Origin of the sequence: Micromonospora vinacea, assembly GCF_015751785.1 — a bacterium.
Lineage (GTDB): Bacteria > Actinomycetota > Actinomycetes > Mycobacteriales > Micromonosporaceae > Micromonospora > Micromonospora vinacea.
This window is the reverse complement of sequence record NZ_JADOTY010000001.1, coordinates 7,130,867-7,154,597: the sequence shown is the minus strand read 5'-3', so window position 1 is coordinate 7,154,597 and position 23,731 is coordinate 7,130,867. Positions and strand designations below refer to the sequence as shown.

The following is a 23,731-nucleotide window of genomic DNA, read 5'->3' as shown; positions in this document are numbered from 1 at the left end:
TCCGGAGAAATGCGGGGGAATGGGCGGGGAATAGTCGTCGACGGCGGCGATACGAGGTAATGCCGTCACGCTTATTTCTGTCGGGAATCTTCCAGCAATTCCACAGCATCGTTGGAGGCCGGGACACGGACGCGGGAATCGGTCATCGAGCGCCACGCCGCTACCGCGGACAATGCCGCGACCAGCCCGCAGAGCAACCAGAAACGGTCACCGGCAGCGGCCCAGACGGCGACGCCGAGCGGTGGCCCGATCGCGGCGCCGAGTCCGAACATCGACTGGGACGCGCCCAGGTACCGGCTGCGCAGCGCGACCGGTCCGGCCCCGGCCGGGTAGGCGGTGAGCGTCGGCGACCCGATCACCTCGCCGACCGACCAGACCAGCGTGGCCACGACCAGGCCGGCGAACTGCAGCGGCAGCGCGTAGGCGCTGAGCCCGGCGCCGACCAGCAGGATCCCGGCAGCCGCCGCCACCCGGCCGGACCAGTGCCGCACCCACCGGGTGACCACCAGTTCCAGCGCGATCACCACGGCCGCGTTCACCGCCACGCAGACGCTGTAGACAGTGGTCGGCAGCCCGGCGTCGCGCACGGTCAGTGGCAGCGTCGCGAGGTACTGGTTGTAGACGGCCGCGAACCCGAGGATCGCCAGCAGGAACAGCAGGTAGCGGCGGTCGGCCAGCAGTGCGCGGTAACTCGCTCGTGGCTCGGCCCCGGCCGGTGGCTCGGCCCCGGCTCGCGGCTCGGCCGGGGCCGGACGGTCGTGGGGCAGCGACAGCCCGATCGCGACCACGCTCAGCGCCGCCAGGGCCTCGACCCAGAACAGCACCGGGTACGAGATCGCCACCAGCGCCGCGCCCAGCAGCGGCGCGGCCGTGGTGCCGAGGTTCGTGGCGAGCCGGTACATGGCGAAGACCAGCACCTGCCGCTCGGCGGGGGTGTATCGGCTGACCACCTCGGCGGCGGCGGGCCGGTACAGCTGGCTGGCCGCGCCGACACCTGCCACCATCGCCAGCAACGCCGGATATCCGGGGACGTAGAGCACCGCGACAGTGCACAGCGCGGTCGCCGACATACTGGCGGCCACCGCGAGCCGGCAGCCGACCTGGGCCGCCAGCCAGCCCCCGCCGAGAGTGCCGAGCACCGCACCCGCACCCAGCGCGCCCAGGGCCGTACCGGCCTGGACCGTGCTGAAGCCCCGCTGCGTCAGGTAGAGCACCAGGAAGATCTGCAGGAAGCCGCCGAAGCGGTTCACCAGAATCCCGGCGATCACGGCCTTGACTGGCCGCGGCGCCTGACGCCACGTCGCCAGGACCCCGTCGGCGGCGGGCGCGCTGCCCGGCGTACTCATCCGCGCACCGCCACCGCAGGCTCGGCGACGATCAGGCGAACCGCGTCCTCGGCGGCGTCCAGGATCCGCTCGCACTCCTCGGCGCTGCCGCCCGCGGCGACCAGGACCGCGTACCGGCCGGTGTGCGAGGCGGGCGGCAGCTCCAGGACGTGCCCGGGTCCGGCCAGGGCGCGGGCCAGCACGATCCCGGACGGCAGCCGGTCCGAGACGATCTCCACCTCGCCGACCACGGTCTCCACCGGTGGGTAGAGGAACCGCACGGCCGCCGCCGGATACCCGGCCGGGCCGGGCTCCGGGCGCTCCCCCAGGGCGAGGGAAGCCGCCGCCAGCGCGGCGTCCGCTCCGGTCACCAGACGACCGAGGTACGAGATCAGGTCACCGCCGCTGCGGGCATTGACCTCGACGAGCCGGGGACCGTACGCGGTGAGCCGCCACTCCGAGTGCGTCCAGCCCCGGGTGACCCCGAGCGCGGCGTGCACCAGCCCGAGCACCCGCAGCAGCTCCGGGTCGCGCACCAGCGGGTCGTCGCGCGAGACGACGTGTCCGACCTCCTCGAAATTCGGCAGCGGGCTGAGCTGCTTGCGGGCCACGTAGAGCGGGGTGACCACACCGTCCCAGACCAGGGAGTCGACGCTGATCTCCGGGCCGTCCAGATATTCCTCGACGAGCACCGCCGAGTCGAACCGCTCCCGCACCTCCGGCATGGTGATCCCCCGGGTGGCCGGGAAGATCTCGGTGAGTTCCCGCTCGTCGCGGGCCAGCCGGGTGCCGGTGCTGCCGACCAGCGCGCGGGGCTTGACGACCACCGGATAGCCGGTGGACCGGGCCGCGGCGAGCGCCTGCGGCAGCGTGTCGACCAGGGTCGACACCGGCTGCGGGCCACCGGCTGCGGCGACCGCGCGCCGGGTGGCGTGCTTGTCACGGCAGGCGAGCACCGCCGCCGGGGTCAGTCCGGGCAGGCCGAGCCGCTGCGCGACGTGGGCTGCGGCCAGGATCCGGGTCTCGTCCCAACAGACGATCGCGTCCGGGGAGAGCCGGCGGGCCTGCTCGGTCATCCGGTCCGCATCGAGCGTGTCGATCACGGTGTGACCGGCCGCGTAGGCGCTCTCCCAGGTGGGTTCGGTGTCGACGAAGAGCCAGACCCGATGGTGGGCGCCGACCGACTCCAGCATGTGCCAACGGGTCTCCCGGTCCATCGGGCAGACCACGATCAGCAGGGGTGAGGTGGACATGGCGGTTCCTTTCAGCCGTGGACGACCGCGCTGCCGGCCGGGAACAGCTCCCGGACGGCGGTGATCGCCGCGTCGAGCCGCTCCCGGTCCAGTCCGGGCACGCCGAAGGCGTAGAAGATCGGCTGGGTGGTGCCGTCGTCGATCCGGGTACGGTGGTCGGGTCCCTGAAAGACGGACGCGATGATCCCGGCCCCGTCGCGGATCACCGGCTCACCGGCCCGGCACACCACGTCACCGCGCATCCCCGCGAAGGTCTCCCCGTCCTCGGCGAGGTCGAGCAGCAGGTCGCCCCGCATCCCCTCGGCGTCCTGGACGCCGAGCAGCACGCCGGTGCTCATCTCGGCGTAGAGCAGCGCGCGGACGAGCGGCGGCACCGGGGGCAGGCCCTTGCGTCGAGCGCCGGCGAGTTGGCCAGGCAGGGGGCAGCGGTGACCCTCGACCCGGAAGAACGTGTCGGCCGCCGCGACCGCCCGCTCGATCCGGTCCGCGTCACGCTCGATCGTCGCGGCCACGTCCAGGGCGGCCGCCCTGGCTGGGAAATCGGCGTCGATCACCACGTCCGTGATCATGGCGAATTGCAGATCCGGGAATCGGTCACGCAACGTGGCGCTTCGCTCTGCTTTCATATTCCATTCCGTTCCATTGACTGGGACAACTGACATGCATTCCGCGGTGACTTGCGGCGGAGGAATAAAATTCAGCGCGAACCTATCTTGCAATCGCCGGAGGGTGCCTGGTGGTCCGAATCGCGCTTCGGTCCTCTTTCCATCGCCGAGGCTCGCGGTGGCCGTTGCGCAGCCAGATAGGGATAACCGGACGTGCCGCCGGAAGCGGCCGCGCCTGCCGGCAGATACCCCGGATCCTGCCGCCCCGCGAGCTGCCTGGTGTGGAAGGCGCGCCACGCACGTATCCGCTGATCCAAGGTGACGATCTCATCGCGCAGGCCCCGCTCGGCCGGGCTGTCGCCGAGATCGGCCACCACCGGCACCAGCGGGACGAAGTCCGGCCGGTGCAGGGCCAGCACGTGCCGCACCTCCGGGGTGGTCTCCAGCGCGTCGACCTTCTCCGGGAGCACGCCGTAGAGGTGCGCGTCGAGCATCTGCCAGCTCTCGCACTGCACGGCGCTGGCGTTGCCGGTCTGCTCCCGGAACCCGTGGAAGTGGGCGGGCGGCATGGTCCGTACGGAATGAAAGATCTTGATCAGGGGTCGGGCGAACTGCCCGGCGGCGCGCACGTGACGGGTCGCGCCGGCCAGGTCACCCGCGCCGATCGCGGCGAGCGCCTGCCGCACGCACAGCAGCGCGCCCCAGAACAGGCACTCACCGAGCTGGATCTGGGCAAGGAAGGCGACCTCGTCGTGGCAGGTGGTCTGCGGGAACAGCAGCAGCCGCGCGATCGCGGCGGCGCCGGAGCGGTCCCGCGCCACCTCCCCGAGGGTGCGCCCGCCGGCCGGCATGGTCAGCCACTGCGAGCCGACCGGGCGGCCGCCGAGCCGGCCCGGGACCATCTCCCGGATGTCGGCCAGCACGAGATACCTGTCGCGCGCCACCTGCGGGGAGAAGTCCCGCTTGGCCAGGCTGGTGACACCGGCCAGGGCAGCCAGCTCGAACTCCAGTTGTGCCTCCAGGATCCGGCGGAAGACCAGCCAGACGTGGGCGCGCTCGGCCGGTGTGGCGGTGTTGCCCTCGACCCGCAGCAGGTGGCGCAGCAACCCGACCGACGCGTACTGCTCGTAGCGGGGTTTGTCGTGCGTGAGCAGGTAGTCCTGCGCGTCCAGGAACTGCCCCGCGGTCTCCACCGCCCGCCGTGCGAACGGGCCGAGCGCGCCGCTGTCCTTGCGGACCGCCGCTGTCGCCTCGGTCAGTGTCCGGACCTGCTCGGTCAGGGCCGCGTCGCCACGCATCGCGTCGCGTCCCTCCCGGTGCGCCCGGTCGGTGTAATCGGACAGGTTGAAGGTGTCGAGCAAGGTCCACAGCCGGTTCGTCCCGGTCATCCGCCTACCCCCGATGGCCTGTGTGCGGACGGCTTTGCGATCGAGCACTCGGCGACGCTGCCAGCACGAAGATCAGCAAGGAGATGTCCGACCAGGACTCTGCCGGTGTCCGGGGCGACGGAGCGAGTAGTCCGTACGAATCCGTACGCCCGGCGCCGACCACGGGGAAAGGCACGCCGATGAACGACGACACCAGCCACCCTCCGGCGCCCGGCCCGGGCCAGCCGCGGTCCGTCGACGAGTTCGTCGGCGCCCTGAAGAATCTCTGGAACTGGGCGAACATGCCGTCGTACCGGGTCCTCGCGAAGCGCATCTCGGCCGATCCGGAGGCCGTCGCGGTCTCGCACAGCACGGTCGCCGACATCTTCAAGACCGGCCGCCGTCGCCTCGACATCGACCTGGTCGTCCGGCTGGTCCGGGCGCTCGGGCTGGACCCCGCCCAGGTCGCCGCATGGCGCGACGCGTGCATCACCGCGCACGCGGCCACCCAGCGTTCCGAGTCGGTCGAGGCGCTGCGTCAGCTACCCCACGAGCTGGCCGGGTTCGTCGGCCGCGAGCCGCAGCTGGCCGGCCTGCGCGCCTGGATCGACGAGGCCGGGCACTCCCCGCACCCGCTGGTGGTCGTGGTCGAGGGCATGGCCGGCATCGGCAAGACGCAGTTCGCCATCCGGGTCGCTCACGAACTGATCCGCGACGGCCGGTACGCGGACGTGCAACTGTTCACCAACCTGCGCGGCTTCGACCGGCAGCGCGCCCCGATCGACCCGGGCGAAGTGCTCGACTCGTTCCTGCGGCGTCTCGGGGTGCCCGGCTCCCGAATCCCGGCCGACCTCGACGGGCGGGCCGCGATGTATCGTGACCGGCTCGCCGGGCGCGAGGCGATCGTCGTGCTGGACAACGTGGCGAACGAGGAGCAGGTGCGTGATCTGCTGCCGACCAGCCCGTACAGCCTGACGATCATGACGAGCCGGCGCAGCCTGGCCGGGCTCCCGCACGTACGCCAGATCGCGCTGCCCGCGTTCAGCCCGGACGAGGCGCTGCGGATGCTGCGCACCACGGCCAGCGCCGACAAGGTCGCCGACATGCGCGCCACCACCGAGGTCGCCGAGCTCTGCGGGCACCTGCCGATCGCTGTCGCGCTGGCCTCGCAACGCCTGCGGGCACGCAGCTCGTGGACTGTGCAGAACCTGGTGGAGTACCTGCGGACGCACGGCCTGGACGGGCTGTCCGCCGGCGGCAGCACGGTCCGCGCCGTCTTCGAGCTGTCCTACCGCGAGCTGGACGACGAGCAGAAGCGGCACTACCGGCTGCTGGCCCTGCACCCCGGCGACGCGCTGACCCCCGGCTCGGTGGCCGCGCTGACCGGGCTGACACCACCGGCCGCGCAGGCGTTCCTGGAGTCGATGCTCGACCAGAACCTGCTGCAACAGCGCGGGCCGAACGCGTACGACTTCCACGATCTGCTCCGGGCGTACGCGCGGGACCTGGCCGTGCGGGAGGACGAGCCAGCCCGGGACGCGGCGCTGGCCCGGGTCTTCGACCACTACGTGGCCACCGCGGCGGCGGCGATCCGGGAGCTGTACCCGTACCGGTGGCTGCCGGACCGTGGCACCGGGCCGGCCGACTACTTCCCGCACCCGGACGCGCTGACCTGGCTCGGTGAGGAGAGCACGAACCTGCTGGCGGTGGCGAGCGCGGCCGGGCCGGAGCGGGTCGTCGACATGGCCGCGATCCTCGGCCACCATCTGCAGGCCGGCGGGCACTTCGGGGCGAACGAGCAGCTGCAGGTCGCCGCCGCCGAAGCCGCCCGGAAGCTGGGTGACCTCGCCGGGCGCAGCACGGCCCTGCTCAACCTGGGGGCCAACTATGCCTGGACGAGCTTCCACACTGAGGCGCTGAGCTGCCTCGCCGAGGCACTGAGCGGATTCCGGGAGCTCGGCGACCGGCAAGGCGAGGCGGACGTGCTCAGCACGCTCGGGCTCTGCCACGACATGTCGAGCCAGTTGCTGGACGGCGTGCAGCACTACCTCGCGGCACTGGCCGTCTTCGCCGAGCTGGACGACCAGGCCGGGGAGGGCCGGGTGATGTGCAATCTGGGCTTCGCCTACGAGCGTCTCGGCCGCTACGAGGAGTCGCTGTTCTGGTCACGGCAGGCGGCGGACCGGCTGCGGGCGATCAACGCACGGGTGGCCGAGGGCCGGGTGCTGACAAACGTGGGGCGCAGCCTGGCCTGGACCGGGCGGTTCGAGGAGGCGACCGAGATGGTGAAGCAGGCCCTGGAGATCGGCCGGTCGACCGGCGACCGTACCGGGGAGGGCGCGGCGCTCAAGGGGCTCGCGTTCGTCCACGAGCGTGCGGGGCGACCGTCACGCGCGATCCCGCTGCTGCAACAGGCTCTGGAGACGTTCGACAGCACGGGCAACCGAGCCGACGAGTGCCGGGCGCTGAGCCGCACCGGCGCCTGCCTTCTCGACCTGGGCGAGGTCGTCGAGGCGATCGCGGTGCTGACCCGGGCCCTGGACGCGAGCCGGGCGATCGCCGACCGGGTGCTGCAGGCCGAGGTGCTCAACAGCCTGGGCGTGGCACTGCTCCGTACCGGGCACCCGGATCAGGCCCTGGAGTGCCATCGGGAGGCCGCCGAGCACACCGCGCGCACCGGCGACCCGCACGAGGCGGCGCGGGCCCAGCGGTACCTGGGCGACGCCTACGCCGAGCTGGGCGACCCGGTGGCCGCCCGCGAACACCGGGAGCGGGCCGTGCACGAGTTCCGTGCCCTGAACCTGCCGGAGGCGGACCTGGTCCAGGGCGCCCTCGACCGGGCCGCGATCGGCGAGGCCTCCCCGGGCGCGCCCGCCCGGAGCCGCTGACGGCCGTCGCCCACCCGAGAGGCCACAACAGCTTGACCGCTGGTCAGAACGCCGCCACGCGCAGCTCGGCGAACGCCAGGCCCAGGGTGACCGGGGTGAAGTGCGCGTTCAGGCCGCTGGGGTTGGGCAGCACCCACAGCCGGGCGCCGGCCAGCGACTCCGGCTGCGGCCCGAAGGTGGCCTTCGGCCGCTGGAAACCGATCCGGTACGCGGTCACCCCCACCACGGCCACCCAGCGCGGCCGGTACCGGGCCACCTTGTCGGTCAGGATCGCCGCACCGTCGAGGAGTTCCCCGGTGCTCAGCTCGTCCGCGCGGGCGCTGGCCCGGGCGGCCATGTTGGTGATGCCGAGCCCGAGCGCGGGCAGCTCGTCCTGTTCGCTGGGGTGCAGCAGTCGAGGGGTGAACCCGCCGCGGTGCAGGGCGGGCCAGAACCGGTTACCGGGCCGGGCGAAGTGCCAGCCGGTGGCAGCCGACCAGAGGCCCGGGTTGATGCCGACGAAGAGCACCGCCAGCCCCGGCGCGAGCACGTCGGGGATGGTCCGATCGGCGGCGGCGGCCAGCTCCGCCCGGGTCGGCCGGGGATGCCGGATGCCGGAGGGGCGGACCGGGCCGGGGGTCACAGCCCGCGCAGCGCGCCGCCGTCGACCGGCAGGGTGATCCCGGTGAGGTAGCTCGCGGCGGGGGAGAGCACGAACGCGGCCACCCGGCCGAACTCGGCGGGGTCGCCGAGGCGGCGCAGCGGGATGCCGGCCTCCGCGTCGGCGCGGGCGCGATCCGGGTCGCCGGTCGCGGCGAAGAGCTCCCGGTTGCGGTCGGTCATGATCCGGCCGGGCAGCAGCCCGACCACCCGGACACCACGCGGGCCGTAGTCGTCGGCGATGTCCTTCGCCGCGCCGACCAGGCCGGGCCGTAGACCGTTGGAGATGCCCAGGCCGGGCACCGGGCCGCGGGCCGAGGTGGAGAGCACCAGCCCGATCGCGCCGCCCTCGGGCAGCGCGGCGGCGACCGTGCGGACCGCGCGGATGGTGCCCAGGAAGACGGTTTCGAAGGAGAGCCGCCACTGCTCGTCGGTGATCGCTGCGGCGTTGCCCGCCGGTGGACCGCCGACCGAGATCAGCGCGCCGTCGAGCCGGCCGAAGTGCTCTCGGGCGGCGGCGACGAGCTGCTCCGGGGTCTCCGGGTCGGTCAGGTCCGCGGTCAGCCCGACGGCGTGCTCCGGGCCGCCCAACTGCTCGGCGGCGGCGGCCACCGCGGCCGGGTCCCGGGCCGAGAGCACCACCCGTGCGCCGTCGGCGACCAGGCTCTGCGCTGTCGCGTATCCCAGGCCGCGGGAGGCGCCGGTGAGGACGTACACGCGGTCGGTCAGTCCGAGATCCATAACTCCGATCCTGCCGCATCCGGTACCCCGTCGCCAGCACGGGTGGATACCCGTGGGGCGGGGCGCAGCAGGCGTACCCGGCCGGCGATCTGCACCGCGACGGCGCCGCCGGCGCGGCCCACCGCCGGCACCCGGCGCGGACGCGGCGCCCGACGCCCGTCGTAGCGCAGGCGGGCCTCCCGGACGGCCAACTCCTCGGCCGCCGCCGGGGGGAGCGCGTGCTGGTCGTGCAGCGCCCGGGCCAGGTCCCAACCGTCGCGCAGCGATCCGGCGGTGGGCCGCCGGGCGGCCCAGTCGGCGAAGGTGGTCGACCATGTGGCACCGAGGCCGGCGGCGAGCAGTGGCCAGTGCCGGGCCACCTCGCCGGCCCGCTTGCGCAGCAGGGCCGCGCGGGTGGCGGCCAGCGGGCCGGGCGCGAACCCCGCCGGTGGCTCAGCCCCGGCGACCAGCGCCGCGACCAGTTCGGCCTGCCGCTCGGCGAGCCCGGCGCGGGGGGTGGGCGCGGAGCCGCCCTGGGGTGTGCCCGTCATGTCACGGTCGGGAAGCCCGCGGCGGTGGCCAGGGCGTCCAGTTCGGCGCGGAGTTCGGCGGCCGGCGGATAGTGGCCGTCGCGCTCCAGCAGTAGCGCTGGCGGTCGCCGCCGGGCGCAGAGCGCGCCGACCAGCTCCAGCACCGCCGCCGGCACCGGGTCGGTGTGGGTGTCGTGGTAGAAACCGCCGTGCTCCGCGCCGCCGGCCACGTGGGCGTACGCGACCCGTTCCAGCGGCAGGCGCTCCAGCAACGCCAGCGGGTCGGTGCCCCGGTTGTGGGCGTTGGCGTGCACGTTTGCCACGTCCAGCAGCAGCAGTGCCCCGGTCCGATCGAGGATCTCGGTGAGGAAGTCCGCCTCGGTCAACTCGTCGTCGGGCCAGTCGAGCAACGCGGCGATCGGTTCGAGGGCGATCGGCACCGGAAGCTCGGCCTGTGCCCGCGCCACGTTGGCGCAGACCGCGTCGACGGCTTCCCGGCTGCGCGGCAGCGGCAGCAGGTGGCCGGCCTCCAGGCCGCCGGCCCGGACGAACGCGATGTGTTCGCTGACCAGCGGGGCGTTCAGGCGTTGCGCCACAGCGGCCAGGTGCGCGACCCGGGCCCTGTCGACCGGCTCGGCGCCGCCGAGGGAGAGCCGCACCCCATGGGGTACGACTGTCACCGCGCGGTCCCGCAGCTGCGTCAGGCCGGGCGGGAGCGGCCCGGAGGCGGAGACCCCCTCGGCCACCACCTCGACGAAGCGCAGGCCGGGCAGCTCGGCCACGAAGCCGGCGATCTCCGGACGCCAGCCGATGCCAACCCCGGACGGGCCGGTCATCCGCCGCCCCCGCACCCGCCGCCTCCACCGCCGCAGGAGCTGCCGCCGTCCCCGCCGGAGCTGTCCCCGCCACCGGAGGACCCGTCGGAGCCGCCCGTCCAGCCGCCGCCGGAGGCGGCCTGGCGCTGAATCTCGGCCTGCTCGGCGAAGCCCGGGTCGAGCGCCCAGAGCGAGGCGGTGCCGTACAGGGCCACGCCCATCGCCGCGCCGGCCGCTCCGTAGGTGGCGTAGGCGGGCGCGGAGGCCGGCGCGAGGTGGGTGTGTTCGCGGCGGACGGAGCGTAGGGCGGTGCGACCGGCCCGGGTGAGCATGGGTGCCCGGCGCAGCACCAGCGTGATGGTCAGCAGCGGAACCAGGGTCAGCAGCAGGTAACCCACCGGGCGGTCGCTGAACAGGCCGGAGACCAACCGGAGCACGCCGAGGCCCAGCAGGGCGAACAGGATCATGGACCAGAAGCGGGCACGGGCGCGCTGCGCGTCGTCGGTGATCAGCCCGCGCTGCTCCAGGCCGTCGCGGATCTGGTCCAGCGCGGTGCGCACGCGCTCGTCCTGCGGCAGGTCCCGGACCCGGGAGTGCTGGTGCGCGGCCCAGTGGACGGCCTGGTCCAGCGGGGTGAGCCCGCTCGGCGGGGCACCGCCGGTGGTCAGCCGACGGTCCGGTCGTACGCCGACAGCGCCGCTGCCGCGCAGCCCGCCCAGCGCCGCGTGCACAGCGAGCTGAGGGCCACCGTTGAGGTACGCGACCTGCTGCGCGCCGAGTGGATCGACTGTGGTGTGCCCCGGGGCGGTCAGCAGGCGGATCCGGTGGTACACCGCGATCGCCACCACCAGGATGGCCGCCGCGATGTAGTACCGGAGGAAGGTCGGGCCGGAGATGCCCCAGGTGTCGCCGGACGCGGCGTGGACGTTCATCGACTGCTCCTGTCACCGGAGGGATCGGCGGCCCCATTGTGGAGCAGCCTCGCCACGGGCGTCCGACCGGTGTGCGCGCGGTCAGTGGCGGCGGACCGCCTCCTCGACGAGGTCGAGCACCGGGCCCAGGTCACCGGCCGGTCGGCCCATGGCCAGGTGCAGCACCAGGCCGTCGTAGGCCAGCTCCAGGAACTGGGCCAGCACGTCGATCGGTACGTCCTCGCGCAGCACCCCGGCGTCGCGTTGGCGGGCCAGCCGGTCCCGGGTCGCCTCCGCGATCGCGGCGGACCGCTCCGCCCACCGTCGGGCGAACGCCGGGTCGGTGCGCAGTCGCCGGGAGACCTCCAGTTGGCTGCCCAGCCAGCCGGTGGTGTCCGGCGAGACGGCGCGGGCGAGCAGATCGCGCATCACCTGCACCAGACCGTTGCGGGCCACCGTCTCGACCATGGCCGCGGCGTCGTCCTCGGCGACGGCGAGGAAGAGCGAGTCCTTGTCGCGGAAGTGGTGGAAGATCGCGCCTCGGGACAGGCCGGTGGCCTCCTCGAGGCGGCGTACGGTCGCCCCCTCGTAGCCGAGCCGGGCGAAACACGCCCGGGCCGCGGCGAGGATCTCCTGCCGGCGAGCGTCGAGCTGGTCCTGGCTTACTCTGGGCACAGGTCGATCGTTGCAGGTCACCCCGGGGCACGCAAACCGTACGTACGGCTTGGGATGTCGCCGATTACCATCGCCCGGTGACCCAGCCCCGCACCCTGCCCAGCTCCCCGCTGACAGTGGCCACCGTCCAGGCCACCCCCACGCCGGGCGACGTCGCCGGCAACGCGGTCATGGCCGCCGACCTGGTCCGCCGCGCTGGCGAGCGGGGCGCCCGGGTGGCCGTCCTGCCGGAGCTGTTCCTCTGCGCGTACCACCCGCCGGTGCTCGCCGCCGACCCGGCCGGCACCGACGTCGCGGCCGATCCGGCCGGGATGGTCGCGGATCGCCGGCTCGACCCGCTGCGCGTCGCGGCGCGCGAGGCCGGCGTCACCGCGCTGGTCGGCGCGGCCGTCCGGCACCCGGACGGCCGGCGGACCATCGCGGCGCTGGTGGTGGACCGGACCGGCGAGGTGCGGGTCGGGTACGACAAGCAGCAGTTGTGGGGCGACGAACGGGAGCTGTTCACCCCCGGCGATCGGGGTGCCACGCTGCTCGTCGACGACTGGCGGCTCGGGCTGGGCATCTGCTACGACGGCTGTTTCCCGGAGCACGGTCGGGCCGCCGCCCTCGACGGCGCGCACGCCTACCTGTGCCCCAGCGGATACCTGGCCGGCTCCGAGCACCGCCGCGATCTCTACTACCCGGCGCGTGCCCTGGACAACACGATGTTCGTGGTCTTCGCCAACGCGGTCGGCGGTGTCGAGCCGTGGCGGTTCAACGGCGGCGCGGCCATCTACGACCCCGAGGGGCGGGTGCTGGCTCGCGGCGCCGACGACGGGGCGGCGGTGCTGGTGGCGACGCTGGATCCCGCCGTGCTCGCGGCCACCCGGGCGGCCCACTCGATGCTCGCCGATCGCCTGTCGGACCAGGGCGGCCCGCGGCTGTCGATGCCTGGCTGAGCCCGCCGTCAGCTCGATACCCGCCGCATCTGTTGGCGGACACGTCGGTCCCGTAGGGTGCCCGAGTGCCACTGCTCCTGCTGGACCTGGACAACACCCTGCTGGATCGGGCCGGGCCGTTCCGCCGCTGGGGTGAGCGCTTCCTGGACAGCATCGGCGCGCCCCACACCGACATCGACTGGTTGGTCTCGATCGACGCCGACGGGCTGACCGATCGCTGGGACCTCGCCGACGCCATCCGGGACCGCTACGAGCTGCGCATCCCCTCGATCGACCTGGTCGAGGAGCTGCACGACGGGGTGGTGGCGCAGACCCGGCTCGACCCGCTGACCGCCTGCGCGCTGCGGATCGCCGACGACGCCGGCTGGGTGCCGGTGGTGGTCTGCAACGGCAGCGTACGCGTCGAGGACGCCAAGATCCGCCAGACCGGGCTGGACCAGTACGTCGCGGACTGGGTGATCTCCGAGGAGGCTGGCGTCAGCAAGCCCAACCCGAGAATCTTCGCGCTCGCCGCCCAGCGGGTCCGGATGCCGCTGCGGGGGGCGTGGGTGATCGGTGACAGCCCGGAGGCGGACATCGGTGGCGCCGCCGCCGTCGGGTTGCCCAGTGTCTGGCTGCACCGAGGGCGCACCTGGTCCGACGTGCGGTTCGCGCCGAGTCGCACGGTGGACGGGTTGATCGCCGCGGTCGCCACGGTCCTGGCCCGCTGAGGGTTCCCGCGCTGGGGTCGGGCGTCGGAGCGGCCCGTTCCGGTGGTGGCGCGGTAATTCGGTTGACCGGCCGCCGTGGTGGTACCAGCATTGTCCGCGCATGGTGCATCCCGGGCGTGTGCCCGGTCGAGGAGAGGGGGTCGGTCATGGCCGTCTTCGCAGGTCGCTTCCAGCCGCCTATCTCAGCCTCGACCAAGGGACCTTCACCACAGTGCGCGATCATGACCTTCCGGCGCTGGAGCGCCGCAGCCGCGGCAAGAGCCGCTTCGACGACGACGAACCGCAGTTTCTGAAGCGCGGGCGGCCCACCGAGCCGCTCGCAGACCCGGACAGCGAGCCCGACCCGGACACCGGCGAGCGCTGGTCGTCCTGGGACGACGCCGTCCACGGGCCGCATCCGCATCCGGCCTGGCTGGTAACCGAGTTGGCCGCCAAGGACACCGAGTTGGGTGTGCTCAAGACCGGCAAGGAGGCGGACGTCCACCTCGTCCGTCGGGCGGTGCCCGACACCGACCGGTCCTGCCTGCTCGCTGTGAAACGCTACCGCGATCCTGAACACCGGCTGTTCCACCGCGATGCCGGCTACCTGGAGGGCCGCCGGGTGCGCCGGTCCCGGGAGAACCGGGCGATGGCTGGCCGGACGGCGTTCGGCCGGCAGATGATCGCCGGGCAGTGGGCGGCGGCCGAGTTCGCAGCGCTGGCCCGGCTCTGGGAGATCGGCGCCGGGCACGACCGGATCGCCGTGCCGTACCCGGTGCAGTTGCGGGGCACCGAGTTGATGCTGGAGTTCGTCGGTGACGCCGAGTCGGGGGAGGCCGCGCCCCGACTGGCCCAGCTGCGCCCCGACCCGAGCGAACTGCGTGACCTGTGGGCCCAGTTGGTGGAGGCGCTGCGGGTGCTGGCTCGGGCCGGTTACGCGCACGGCGACCTGTCGCCGTACAACCTGCTCGTGCATCAGGGCCGGTTGGTCGTCATCGACCTGCCGCAGGTGGTCGACGTGGTGGCGAACCCACAGGGGCCGGAGTTCCTGGCCCGCGACGTGCGGGTGGTGGGCGCCTGGTTCGCGGCCCGGGGTCTCCCCGCCGAGCAGGTCGACCCCGGCGTGTTGACCGGAGAGCTGCTGCACGAGGCGGGCCTGCGCTGATCGGAGCGGGTCGGGCGGCCACTCCGCCCGACCCGCCACCCGGCTATTGCAGGTAGCGCTCCACCTCGGGCTTGGGGCGTTCGCCCTGGGCGTCCGGGTCGCCGTGGGTCTCGCGGGCGGCCCGTCGGCGGCGCAAAAGGTCCCAGCACTGGTCGAGGGACTCCTCCAGGGCGCGCAGTCGCTCGCTCGCCTCGCCCTCGGTGCCCGACTCGTGGGCCTGGGCGTCGGCACGCAGCTTGTGTTCCTCGTCGACCAGCTCGGAGATCCGGTTCAGGATGGTCTTGTCGTCCATGCCACAGAGCCTGGCACAGGGTGCCGGGCATCGCCCGGATTCGGGGGTACCGGTGCGTCCCGGGTCACTGGCCCGCACCGTCCGGCCCGACGCCGCCCGTCTGGTGCCGATGCCGCAGCCAGGTCGGCCGCGCGCGGCCGTTTCGTGCGTCGCGCCGGGGTCCCGGCCCACCCGGCGCGGTGCTGCGCCTGAGTATCCATTCAGGATTTGCGCAAGCCAAGAACATCGATGAATGTGCGTGCGCTTAGATGGAAATTGCGCCATCCGCAAGTCTGGAGGTGCCCCTCGTTTGGTGAGATGCTTCCGTCGGCCCAGAAGGTGAAAGTTTCATCAACCTGCCCGACCGAAGTGGACCGCTTCGGTCGCCGGGACGACGAGGAGACGTGGTTCGATGTCGCAGGTGTCCGAGGCGCGCCCCGCCACCGTCAGCACCGAGCCAAGGACGATTCCGTTACGCCGCGCTGTGCCGGCACTGGTCCGCGATCCGCTGGGCGCGCTCGTCGGCTTCGCCCAGGACGCCGACGGCGACGTCATCCGGCTCAACCTCGGCTCGTTCCGCCCCTACCTCGTCAGCCATCCTGAGCACCTGCAACGCGTGCTGCGGGACAACGTTGCCAACTACACCCGGGACGGCGACGGGTTGCTCTGGCGACCCGTCCGCCGGATCGTCGGTGACGCCATCCTTGTCGCCGAGGGTGAGATCTGGGAGTCCAGCCGAGGCGCGCTGCAACCGTTGTTCACCGCCAAACGAGCCGAGACGCTCGTCGACAAGATGGCCGAGGCGATCAACGAGGCGGTCGACGAGTGGCTCGAACCGGCACTCGCCGGTCGCCCGATCGACGGTGGCGCCGAACTGACCCGGATCGTCCTACGCACCACCATGCGGGTGCTCTTCGCCGACCGGATCTCCGTCCCCGACGCCCTGCGGATCAGCGCCGCGCTGGACACCGTCACCACCGCGATGCTTCCCCGACTGCTGATGCCCGCAGTGCCGTACGCGGTGCCGATGCCCGGCGACCGGCGCTTCCGCGACGCGGTGCGCACCATCGACGAGGTGGTGCTGCCGATCATCCGGGAGGCCAGGGCCCGTCCCACCGACGGCGACGACATCATCTCCACGCTCTGCCGGCCGCGCGCCGACGGCAGCGAACCCGACGAGTACGCCATCCGCGGCGACGTGGTCGCGATGTTCTCCACCGCCACCGAGACCACCATCGCCCTGCTCTCCTGGCTCTGGCCGGTGCTGTCGTCCCGGCCCGACGTGGCCGAGCGGATGACCGACGAGATCGAGCGGGTCGTCGGCGCCGAACGGGTCGGCCGCGAGCACCTGCCCCAGCTGCGCTACGGCCGGATGGTGCTCGACGAGATGCTGCGGCTCTACCCGGCTGGCTGGATGATCCCGCGCACCGCCGTCGCCGACGACGTGCTGGGCGGGGTACGGATCAAGGCCGGCGGCACCGTGCTGGTCAGCCCGTACGTCACCCAGCGGATGTCGACGTTCTGGACCGACCCGGCGCTCTTCGACCCGGAGCGGTTCGCGCCGGAGCTGCCCCGGCGGCGCTACCGCTACTCCTACTTCCCGTTCGGCGGAGGCCCGCACCAGTGCCTCGGGCAGTACCTGTTCCTGCTGGAGGCCCAGCTCATCGTCAGCACCGTGCTGAGCCGCTATCGCTTCCGGCTACGCGAACCGGTCGACCTCACCCCTCGGATGGGCGCCTCGCTGCAACCGAAGCAGCGGGCCGAGCTCATCCTCACCCCGGTCGAGCGCCCGGTCGCATCGTGACGGAGACCCCGCGACCGGCTCGGGCCGGTCAGGACGCGGTCGCCGAGCAGGGCCGGGTGTGCGCACTCGCCGTCCGGGGCGTACGCGACCTCCAGGATGTCACCGCCGCCCATCCGGAGCTGTTCGACGCCGCGCCGTTCGACGCGGCGCTGCTCAGTTCGGTGGCCACCGCCATCGCCTTCACCGCGCCGTGGCACACCGCCGCGGAGCTGCGGATCACCACCCGTACCCTGCTCTGGGTCTTCGCCGCCGACTGGCAGGTCGACTACCTCGCGCGGTCCGTCGACGACGTGCGGGAGGTGGTGACCGACTGCCTCGCGGTGGCCGACGGCGCCGCGCCACCACCGGGGCGCCACCTGGCCCGGCTGCTCGCCGACCTGCGCGACGAGCTGACCACCGTCCCGGCGTTCGTCCGGCTGCGGCCGATCTGGCGTGACGAACTGGCCCGGATGCTCGCCGCAGTGGCGCGGGAGTGGGACTGGAAGCACCTGCCGACCGACCCGACCACCGGACGGCGGCTGCCGGACCTGGACCGCTACCTGGACAACGCCGACAACCTCGCCTGCTCCTTCGTCAACGTCACCCACTGGATCGCCACCGGCGACGACCGGACCCTCGCCCAGCTGACCGACCTGCTGGACGCCGGTCGTGGCGTGCAGCGCGTACTGCGGTTGGTCAACGACCTGGCCACCCACGGCCGGGACTCCGAGTGGGGTGACCTGAACGCCCTGCTGCTGGTCGACGACCCGGCGCAGGTGCACGACCGGTTGGCCGAGCTGACCGCCCGGTGCCGAGGGGACCTGGCCGCCCTCGCCGAGCGGTGCCCCCGCCAGGCGGACTACCTCAATCGGCAGATCTCCTTCACCGGCGGCTTCTACCAACTGTCGGACTTCTGGGGGGCGCGCGATGAGTGACGGCGCCACCCGGGTGTTCGCCGACGAGGCGACCGCCGCCGACCCGGTCGCCGACGCCGCCCGCGAGCTGATCGCCGGCCTGGCGCTGCGGCCGTGGGGGCAGGTCGCCCCCTCGGTGTACGAGAGCGGCCGGCTCGTCGCCGGCGCGGCCTGGCTGCCGGGACACCACCAGCGGATCGGTTTCCTGCTGCGCGAACAGCGCCCGGACGGCGCGTGGGGCCCACCCGAGGGGTACGCCCTGGTGCCCACGCTCAGCGCCACCGACGCTCTGCTCGCGGCGCTGGCCGACGGCCGATGGGCCGGTGCGGACCTGCTCGCCCCGGTGGCACGCGGACTGGACGCGCTCACCGGCCGGCTGCTCGCCACGCCCGCGCGGGCGTTGCCGGACACCCCGGCGTTGGACCTCATCGTCCCCGCGCTTGTCGAGTCGATCAACGACCGGTTGGCCCGGCTGGATCGGACGACCGCGGAGCGGCTGCCCCGTCCGCCGCTGGCGCTGCCCGCGGGGCTCGGGTCCGACCGGCTGCGCGCGGTCCGCGCCGCGGTGGCCGCCGGGGCGGCGCTGCCGACGAAGCTGGCCCACTTCTACGAGGTGCTGGACGCGACACCGGCCGACGCCGGACCGACCCTGACCGCCGTCGGCGCGTCACCCGCAGCGACCGCCGCATGGCTGACCGCCGCCGGCCCGGCCGCCGGCCCCGCCGCGCACGCCTTCCTGCGGGAATTGATCCGCGAGGCTGACGGGCCGGTGCCCTGCCCGACCCCGATCACCGTGTTCGAGCGGGCCTGGGTGCTCAGCGGCCTGCGCCGCGCCGGTGTCGCTGTCAATCCGCCGGCGACAGTGCTGCGGACCCTGGCCGCCGCCACCGGTGCCGAGGGCATCGCCACCGGCGAGGGCCTGCCGACCGACGCCGACACCACATCGGTCACGCTGGACGCACTGGCCCGGCTCGGCCGCCGCGCCGACCCCGCCAGCCTGTGGGCGTACGAGACGGCGGACGGCTTCTGCACCTGGCCGGGGAGCGAGGACGGCTTCTCGGTCACCACCAACGCACACGTGCTGGACGCGTTCGGCCAGTACGTGGCCACACACCCCGGCGCGAACGCCCGGTACCACCGGACGGTCGAGCGGCTCAGCGCCGTGCTGCCGGCACACCAGCTCGCCGACGGCCCCTGGCAGGACCGGTGGCACGCCTCGCCGTACTACGCCACCGCCTGCTGCGTGCTGGCGCTGGCCGAGTTCGGGCGGGGTGCGGCCGCCGCCGAGGCGGTGGATCGGGCGGCCGGCTGGGTGCTGAACAGCCAGCGCGCTGACGGTTCGTGGGGGCGGTGGGACGGCACCGCCGAGGAGACCGCGTACGCCCTCCAGGTGCTGCTGGCGGTGCCGACGACAGTGCCACGGGTGGACGACGCGGTGGCCCGTGGGCACGCCTACCTGCACGAGTCCGCCGGCCGGCAGCACCCTCCACTGTGGTACGGCAAGGAGCTGTACTGTCCGACGGTCATCGTTCGCGCCACGGTGCTCGCCGCCTGCCGGCTGGCCGGCATTCGTGCCTCGGGCGTGGACCGATCGGTGGTGGATTGCGGTTACCAGTCAACAAAAACAGCAACTTGAGGGGTTGTGTGGACACTGCTAGCGTACGCAGAGCCTCAGCCCGGATGCCCCGCTGTGGTGGGACGTCGCCCCCTCTGATCATTCGTTGATGAGCTGAGTCAACGCCCAGCCTGGGACGGTTCAATGCGTTCTCGCGGTACGAGTATCCGCACCAAGGTTGTCGCCCTGCTGCTCTCCCTGATCGCGCTCTGGATGTTCGCGGCCTGGGTGACCCTGCGTGACGGCTTCAACCTGCTCGGTGTCCAGTTGCTCAACAGCAAGGTCTACACGCCGAGTGAGCCGCTGTTGCAGGAGCTCCAGGTGGAGCGGCGGTTGACCCAGGCGTACCTGAGCAACCCCGAGGCCGCGCAGCGGACGGCGCTCGAGGCCGAGCAGCGCAAGACCGCCGAGTTGGCTGCCGACTTCGCCGCCTCGGTGCGCAACTGGCAGGTCGACATCGCCGGCAGTTCCGCACTGGACACCCAGCTCGGTATGACGATCGCCCAGGTCAACGCGTTGGAGCAGACCCGCGCGGAGGTGCTGGACCGCAAGATCGACAAGATCGCCGCCGCTGAGGCGTACACCGGCGCGATCGAGTCGATCTTCCAGATCTACGACGTGACGGGCAGCCTGGACGACAAGCAGATCGCCGGCGAGGCGGCGGCCCTGATCCAGCTCAACCGGATGAAGGAGCTGATCTCCCAGGAGGACGCGCTGCTCAGCGGCCTCTTCGGCAACGGTCGGATGAGCGGCGCCGAGTACGCCCGCTACGTCGCGCTGGTCGGCTCGGAGCGGTTCCTCGGTGAGGAGACCCGGGTCCGGCTCGCCGACGCCGACCAGCGCCGTTACCAACAGCTCGTCGAGGGCGAGGCGTTCACCCGGCTGCGTGCCGTGCAGGACAGCATCATCCGCGAGGGTCGGCCGTCGACCCAGCTGCCGGTCGACGCCGAGCAGTGGCGGGGCACTGTCGAGCCGGTGCTGGCCGAGGTGAACGACGCCGTGACCGCCGGCGGTGAGGGCATCGTGGGTAGGGCCACCGGCGTGGCAGTGATGGTCGTCGTCCGACTGGTCCTCGCCACCGGCCTGGGTCTGCTCGCCGTCATCGCCTCCGTCGTGGTCTCGATCACCACCGCACGGAACCTGCTGCGCCAACTGGACCGGCTGCGGGAGGCCGCCTGGCAGCTCGCCGACGAGCGGCTGCCCCGGGTGGTGGAGCGGCTCGGGCGCGGCGAGGAGGTCGACGTGGCCACCGAGGCGCCCCCGCTGGAGTTCGGCACCGACGAGATCGGCCAGGTCGGCAAGGCGTTCAACGCCGTCCAGGAGACCGCGCTGCGGACCGCCGTCGAGCAGGCCGACCTGCGGCGCAACGTCCGCGAGGTCTTCCTGAGCCTGGCCCGACGCACGCAGGCGCTCGTCCACCGCCAGCTCACCCTGCTCGACGCCATGGAGCGCCGCGAACACGACGCCGAGGAGCTGGAGGACCTGTTCCGGGTCGACCACCTGGCCACCCGGATGCGCCGCAACGCGGAGAACCTGATCGTGCTCTCCGGCTCCACCCCCGGTCGGGCCTGGCGACGCAACGTCCCCATGGTCGACGTGGTGCGCGGCGCCGTGGCCGAGGTGGAGGACTACACCCGGGTCAACGTGCTGCCGCTCGGGCCGGTCTCGCTCGCCGGCCGCGCGGTCGGCGACGTCATCCACCTGCTCGCCGAGCTGATCGAGAACGGCCTGTCGTTCTCCCCACCACACACGACCGTCGAGGTCCGCGGCCAGCTGGTCTCCAACGGGTTCGCCATCGAGATCGAGGACCGGGGCCTCGGCATGAGCGAGGAGGACCTGGCCGCCGCGAACCACCGCATCGTCGACCAGTCCGAGCTGAACCTCGCCAACGCCGCCCGCCTCGGGCTCTACGTGGTGAGCCGGCTGACCGAACGGCACGGCGTGCGGGTACGGCTCAAGGAGTCCGCGTACGGCGGCACCACAGCTGTCGTGCTGATCCCCCTGGAGCTGGTCACCGAGGCCGACGCCTCCCCGGAGGACTCCGGCTCGTTCCGGGCCGGCTCGGCCATCCCGATGCCGTCGGCGCCCGCCACGGACAGCGGCCGTCCGGCGTCTCTCGCACCGGTCGCGCTCGCCGCACCGACGACCACCGCGCCGGAGGTGGCGGTGACCGCGCCGGTGGCGGTGCCGGCCGACACCGCTCCAGCGACGACTGACGAGGAGGCCGAGGCGGACACCGTTCTTCCCACCCGACAGCGGACCACCCCGGCAACCGGCGCTCCCGACCTGCCCACCCGTGCCCGGCGCGGCCCGGCCCAGCCAGCCCTGGAAGCCCCGACCGTGCCCACCGGCCTCCCCGCCGTCGACCGCACCCGCGCGGAGGCCCCCGACGGCGAGCCGACCCCGGCCGGCGACGGTGGTCCGATGCCCGCCCGCGCCGAGGCGGAGCGCACCGACTCCGGCCTGCCCGTCCGGGTCCGACAGGCGAACATCGTTCCCGAGTTGCGAGACGACCCGGCGGTGTCCGAGACCGACGACGAGGATGTGGTGCGCCCACCGGAGCAGGTTCGCCGGATGATGAGCTCCTACCAGACCGGCACCCGGCGTGGGCGGACCGACGCGGCTCGGCTGCTCGGGGGCGCCTCCGGCGCCCCGGCGGCGGCGACGCCGGCCGAGCCGACCGACGAGGATCCACAAGCGACCTGACCGAGCACCGACGACGCGGGTTTCCGCGCGGTGTGACGGTCAAGCCCCAGACGAACACGGCGCACAGCCGGGCGAGAAGAGGACGACGAAGTGACCCAGAAGACGGCTTCGAGCGCCGACCTGACGTGGTTGCTGGATGACCTGGTGGGCCGGGTGAAGCAGGCCGAACATGCGGTCGCGCTCTCCACCGACGGCCTCTTGATGGCCTCCTCCCAGGGGTTGAGCCGGGACGACGGCGAGCACCTCGCAGCGATGGCGGCCGGCATCCAGAGCCTCGCCCGAGGCGCCGGCAAGCGTTTCGGTGGCGGGCAGGTGCAGCAGACCATCATCGAGATGCAGTCGTCGTTCCTGTTCGTCACAGCGGCCGGCCGCAACGCCTGCCTGGCGGTGCTGGCCACCGAGGACGCCGACGTCGGCCTGATCGCCTACGAGATGGCGATGCTGGTCACCCGGGTCGGCAAGTACGTCGCATCGCCGTCGCGCGGCACTGATCAGCAGGTCGGCGAGAGGTAACGGCGATGACCGTGCAGGGAGAGTCCGCAGACCATCAGTGGGTGGATGACCACGCGGGTCCGGTGGTGCGTCCGTACGCGGTGACGCGTGGGCGGGCCCGCCCGGTCACCGGAACATTCGACCTGATCTCCCTGGTCACGGCGACCCGAGCCGAGGTCACGCCCGAGGTCGGTCTCGGTCCCGAGCATTTGGCGATCGTCGGGCTGTGCCAACGCATACAGTCCGTCGCCGAGATCGCCGCCCATCTCGACCTGCCGGTGGGCACCATCCGGGTGCTTCTCGGTGATCTGGCGGCCCGCAGCCTGGTGCAGGTCCGCGAGCCGCAGACCACGGCCGGTCTTCCCGACAACAGCATCTTCGAGGCGGTAATCAATGGACTACGGGCACTCTGACCGGCCGGCGGGAGCGACGCCACTGCCCACCGCGATCAAGATCCTGGTCGCGGGCGGCTTCGGCGTGGGCAAAACGACAATGGTTGGCGCGGTCAGCGAAACCCGGCCGTTGCGCACCGAGGAGGTGCTGACGGAGTCGGGGGTCGGCATCGACGACCTGTCCGGGGTGGAAGGCAAGACCACCACCACAGTGGCCATGGACTTCGGTCGGATCACCATCAGCGACGACCTGGTGCTGTACCTCTTCGGTACGCCGGGGCAGGACCGGTTCTGGTTCGTCTGGGACGAGTTGGCGTTGGGGGCGATCGGCGCTGTGGTGCTGGCCGACACCCGCCGGCTCGCCGACTGTTTCCCCTCGATCGACTACTTCGAGGGTCGGGGCACGCCCTTCGTGGTGGCGGTGAACTGCTTCCAGGACGCCCGGAAGTACCGGCTCGACGAGGTGCAGGCCGCGCTGAACCTGGACCCGGGTGTGCCGGTGCTGCTCTGCGACGCCCGGCAGCGCGAGTCCAGCAAGGAGGTGCTCGTCACGCTGATGGAGCACGCCATGAAGACCCGCGAGGCCCGCCGCCGCGCCGCCAGCGGAGACTGACAAAGTTTTTCGGGGGAGGGTGTCCGGAACACCGCCGGCCGATCGTCATGCTGGCGATACCCCGAGAAACCAGGGAGCGACCAGATGAAGTACATGATGTTCGTGTGCAGCGACACCGAGCCGGACACCGACCCCACCGAGCTACCCGACATCCACAAGTGGGTGGCGGAGAACGACTCTCGGGGCCGCCGCCTGACCGGCAACGTGTTCGCGTCGCCCAGCGCGGCCACCACCGTCCGTGTTCGCGACGGTGAGCTGCTCGTCTCCGAGGGGCCGTTCGCGGAGACCGCCGAGGTGATCGTGGGCTTCGACCTGCTCGACTGCGCCGACCTGGACGAGGCGATCGAGGTGGCCCGCACCCACCCGATGGCCCGCGAAGGGCGACTGGAACTGCGCCCGTTCGCCGACCTGTCCGACTGACCAGG

23 protein-coding genes are annotated in these 23,731 nt (G+C 72.8%); 12 read left to right on the top strand and 11 right to left on the bottom strand.

Annotated elements, in window-relative coordinates; translation table 11 throughout:
- Positions 1 to 71 precede the first annotated feature (71 nt).
- From IW249_RS33210 to IW249_RS33195, 4 genes are all read right to left on the bottom strand, one after another.
- Entirely contained in the window at positions 72 to 1,346 is a 1,275-nt protein-coding gene (locus IW249_RS33210) for an MFS transporter (RefSeq protein ID WP_196924390.1), read from the bottom strand.
- Positions 1,343 to 2,578: an ATP-grasp domain-containing protein gene (locus IW249_RS33205; RefSeq protein WP_196924389.1), complete on the bottom strand. Its 1,236-nt coding sequence runs from the start codon at positions 2,576 to 2,578 to the stop codon at positions 1,343 to 1,345. The genes IW249_RS33210 and IW249_RS33205 overlap by 4 nt, the downstream gene beginning before the upstream one ends.
- Before the next feature lie 11 nt (positions 2,579 to 2,589).
- Entirely contained in the window at positions 2,590 to 3,204 is a 615-nt protein-coding gene (locus IW249_RS33200; protein WP_196924388.1) for a hypothetical protein, read from the bottom strand.
- Positions 3,205 to 3,275: 71 nt separating this feature from the next.
- Positions 3,276 to 4,571, bottom strand: coding sequence for a hypothetical protein (locus IW249_RS33195; protein ID WP_196924387.1), 1,296 nt, complete (start codon positions 4,569 to 4,571; stop codon positions 3,276 to 3,278).
- 179 nt (positions 4,572 to 4,750) lie between these two features.
- Between IW249_RS33195 and IW249_RS33190 the strand changes: the two genes are divergently transcribed.
- Positions 4,751 to 7,438: a tetratricopeptide repeat protein gene (locus IW249_RS33190; protein ID WP_196924386.1), complete on the top strand. Its 2,688-nt coding sequence runs from the start codon at positions 4,751 to 4,753 to the stop codon at positions 7,436 to 7,438.
- Between the two features lie 43 nt (positions 7,439 to 7,481).
- On the opposite strand, the gene mug is transcribed toward IW249_RS33190, so the two are convergent.
- From mug to IW249_RS33160, 6 genes are all read right to left on the bottom strand, one after another.
- The gene (gene mug / locus IW249_RS33185; protein ID WP_196924385.1) at positions 7,482 to 8,060 is read right to left on the bottom strand and encodes a G/U mismatch-specific DNA glycosylase; all 579 of its coding nucleotides are present in this window, start codon (positions 8,058 to 8,060) and stop codon (positions 7,482 to 7,484) included.
- Positions 8,057 to 8,818 (bottom strand): SDR family oxidoreductase, encoded by a 762-nt coding sequence (locus IW249_RS33180; protein WP_196924384.1) that lies wholly within the window; start codon positions 8,816 to 8,818, stop codon positions 8,057 to 8,059. Before IW249_RS33180 ends, mug begins: the two co-directional genes overlap by 4 nt.
- Positions 8,803 to 9,348 carry an SCO6045 C-terminal-like domain-containing protein gene (locus IW249_RS33175; protein ID WP_231392758.1) on the bottom strand — a complete coding sequence of 182 codons (546 nt, stop codon included), beginning with the start codon at positions 9,346 to 9,348 and terminating at the stop codon, positions 8,803 to 8,805. The genes IW249_RS33180 and IW249_RS33175 overlap by 16 nt, the downstream gene beginning before the upstream one ends.
- Positions 9,345 to 10,163, bottom strand: coding sequence for an MbnB/TglH/ChrH family RiPP precursor modification enzyme (locus IW249_RS33170; protein WP_196924383.1), 819 nt, complete (start codon positions 10,161 to 10,163; stop codon positions 9,345 to 9,347). The genes IW249_RS33175 and IW249_RS33170 overlap by 4 nt, the downstream gene beginning before the upstream one ends.
- Entirely contained in the window at positions 10,160 to 11,074 is a 915-nt protein-coding gene (locus IW249_RS33165; protein WP_196924382.1) for a TIGR04222 domain-containing membrane protein, read from the bottom strand. The genes IW249_RS33170 and IW249_RS33165 overlap by 4 nt, the downstream gene beginning before the upstream one ends.
- 81 nt (positions 11,075 to 11,155) lie before the next feature.
- On the bottom strand, positions 11,156 to 11,728 hold the full coding sequence (locus IW249_RS33160; protein WP_091403732.1) for a TetR/AcrR family transcriptional regulator: 573 nt from the start codon (positions 11,726 to 11,728) through the stop codon (positions 11,156 to 11,158).
- A gap of 77 nt (positions 11,729 to 11,805) precedes the next feature.
- Between IW249_RS33160 and IW249_RS33155 the strand changes: the two genes are divergently transcribed.
- From IW249_RS33155 to IW249_RS33145, 3 genes are all read left to right on the top strand, one after another.
- Positions 11,806 to 12,666: a carbon-nitrogen hydrolase family protein gene (locus IW249_RS33155; RefSeq protein ID WP_196924381.1), complete on the top strand. Its 861-nt coding sequence runs from the start codon at positions 11,806 to 11,808 to the stop codon at positions 12,664 to 12,666.
- Between the two features lie 65 nt (positions 12,667 to 12,731).
- Positions 12,732 to 13,376, top strand: a complete 645-nt coding sequence (locus tag IW249_RS33150; protein ID WP_196924380.1) for an HAD family hydrolase — start codon at positions 12,732 to 12,734, stop codon at positions 13,374 to 13,376.
- A gap of 211 nt (positions 13,377 to 13,587) precedes the next feature.
- Positions 13,588 to 14,520, top strand: coding sequence for a serine protein kinase RIO (locus IW249_RS33145; RefSeq protein WP_196924379.1), 933 nt, complete (start codon positions 13,588 to 13,590; stop codon positions 14,518 to 14,520).
- Positions 14,521 to 14,563: 43 nt separating this feature from the next.
- Here IW249_RS33145 and IW249_RS33140 read toward each other — a convergent pair whose 3' ends face one another.
- Positions 14,564 to 14,812, bottom strand: coding sequence for a DUF2630 family protein (locus IW249_RS33140; RefSeq protein ID WP_091403743.1), 249 nt, complete (start codon positions 14,810 to 14,812; stop codon positions 14,564 to 14,566).
- Positions 14,813 to 15,257: 445 nt separating this feature from the next.
- On the opposite strand from IW249_RS33140, the gene IW249_RS33135 reads away from it, so the two are divergent.
- The 8 genes from IW249_RS33135 to IW249_RS33100 all read left to right on the top strand — a co-directional run bounded on the left by IW249_RS33135 (position 15,258) and on the right by IW249_RS33100 (position 23,726).
- Complete coding sequence (locus IW249_RS33135) at positions 15,258 to 16,595, top strand: cytochrome P450 (RefSeq protein WP_196925084.1); 1,338 nt, start codon at positions 15,258 to 15,260, stop codon at positions 16,593 to 16,595.
- Entirely contained in the window at positions 16,592 to 17,509 is a 918-nt protein-coding gene (locus IW249_RS33130; protein WP_196924378.1) for a terpene synthase family protein, read from the top strand. The genes IW249_RS33135 and IW249_RS33130 overlap by 4 nt, the downstream gene beginning before the upstream one ends.
- Positions 17,502 to 19,124, top strand: a complete 1,623-nt coding sequence (locus IW249_RS33125; RefSeq protein ID WP_196924377.1) for a prenyltransferase/squalene oxidase repeat-containing protein — start codon at positions 17,502 to 17,504, stop codon at positions 19,122 to 19,124. Before IW249_RS33130 ends, IW249_RS33125 begins: the two co-directional genes overlap by 8 nt.
- Positions 19,125 to 19,247: 123 nt before the next feature.
- Positions 19,248 to 21,809, top strand: a complete 2,562-nt coding sequence (locus tag IW249_RS33120; protein WP_196924376.1) for a sensor histidine kinase — start codon at positions 19,248 to 19,250, stop codon at positions 21,807 to 21,809.
- Positions 21,810 to 21,899: 90 nt separating this feature from the next.
- Complete coding sequence (locus IW249_RS33115) at positions 21,900 to 22,322, top strand: roadblock/LC7 domain-containing protein (RefSeq protein WP_030337269.1); 423 nt, start codon at positions 21,900 to 21,902, stop codon at positions 22,320 to 22,322.
- 5 nt (positions 22,323 to 22,327) lie between these two features.
- A complete protein-coding gene (locus tag IW249_RS33110; RefSeq protein ID WP_030337267.1) occupies positions 22,328 to 22,714 on the top strand; it encodes a DUF742 domain-containing protein in 387 nt (128 codons plus the stop codon).
- Positions 22,695 to 23,306, top strand: a complete 612-nt coding sequence (locus tag IW249_RS33105) for a GTP-binding protein (RefSeq protein ID WP_196924375.1) — start codon at positions 22,695 to 22,697, stop codon at positions 23,304 to 23,306. The genes IW249_RS33110 and IW249_RS33105 overlap by 20 nt, the downstream gene beginning before the upstream one ends.
- Positions 23,307 to 23,390: 84 nt before the next feature.
- Positions 23,391 to 23,726 (top strand): YciI family protein, encoded by a 336-nt coding sequence (locus tag IW249_RS33100; protein ID WP_196924374.1) that lies wholly within the window; start codon positions 23,391 to 23,393, stop codon positions 23,724 to 23,726.
- Positions 23,727 to 23,731: the final 5 nt, after the last annotated feature.

What these genes read in the sequence shown, in the direction of transcription:
- IW249_RS33210 (WP_196924390.1), bottom strand. Translation starts at nt 1,346, where the DNA reads ATGAGTACGCCGGGCAGCGCGCCCGCCGCCGACGGGGTCCTGGCGACG.
- IW249_RS33205 (WP_196924389.1), bottom strand. Translation starts at nt 2,578, where the DNA reads ATGTCCACCTCACCCCTGCTGATCGTGGTCTGCCCGATGGACCGGGAG.
- IW249_RS33200 (WP_196924388.1), bottom strand. Translation starts at nt 3,204, where the DNA reads ATGAAAGCAGAGCGAAGCGCCACGTTGCGTGACCGATTCCCGGATCTG.
- IW249_RS33195 (WP_196924387.1), bottom strand. Translation starts at nt 4,571, where the DNA reads ATGACCGGGACGAACCGGCTGTGGACCTTGCTCGACACCTTCAACCTG.
- IW249_RS33190 (WP_196924386.1), top strand. Translation starts at nt 4,751, where the DNA reads ATGAACGACGACACCAGCCACCCTCCGGCGCCCGGCCCGGGCCAGCCG.
- IW249_RS33180 (WP_196924384.1), bottom strand. Translation starts at nt 8,818, where the DNA reads ATGGATCTCGGACTGACCGACCGCGTGTACGTCCTCACCGGCGCCTCC.
- IW249_RS33175 (WP_231392758.1), bottom strand. Translation starts at nt 9,348, where the DNA reads ATGACGGGCACACCCCAGGGCGGCTCCGCGCCCACCCCCCGCGCCGGG.
- IW249_RS33170 (WP_196924383.1), bottom strand. Translation starts at nt 10,163, where the DNA reads ATGACCGGCCCGTCCGGGGTTGGCATCGGCTGGCGTCCGGAGATCGCC.
- IW249_RS33165 (WP_196924382.1), bottom strand. Translation starts at nt 11,074, where the DNA reads ATGAACGTCCACGCCGCGTCCGGCGACACCTGGGGCATCTCCGGCCCG.
- IW249_RS33140 (WP_091403743.1), bottom strand. Translation starts at nt 14,812, where the DNA reads ATGGACGACAAGACCATCCTGAACCGGATCTCCGAGCTGGTCGACGAG.
- IW249_RS33125 (WP_196924377.1), top strand. Translation starts at nt 17,502, where the DNA reads ATGAGTGACGGCGCCACCCGGGTGTTCGCCGACGAGGCGACCGCCGCC.
- IW249_RS33120 (WP_196924376.1), top strand. Translation starts at nt 19,248, where the DNA reads ATGCGTTCTCGCGGTACGAGTATCCGCACCAAGGTTGTCGCCCTGCTG.
- IW249_RS33110 (WP_030337267.1), top strand. Translation starts at nt 22,328, where the DNA reads ATGACCGTGCAGGGAGAGTCCGCAGACCATCAGTGGGTGGATGACCAC.
- IW249_RS33105 (WP_196924375.1), top strand. Translation starts at nt 22,695, where the DNA reads ATGGACTACGGGCACTCTGACCGGCCGGCGGGAGCGACGCCACTGCCC.
- IW249_RS33100 (WP_196924374.1), top strand. Translation starts at nt 23,391, where the DNA reads ATGAAGTACATGATGTTCGTGTGCAGCGACACCGAGCCGGACACCGAC.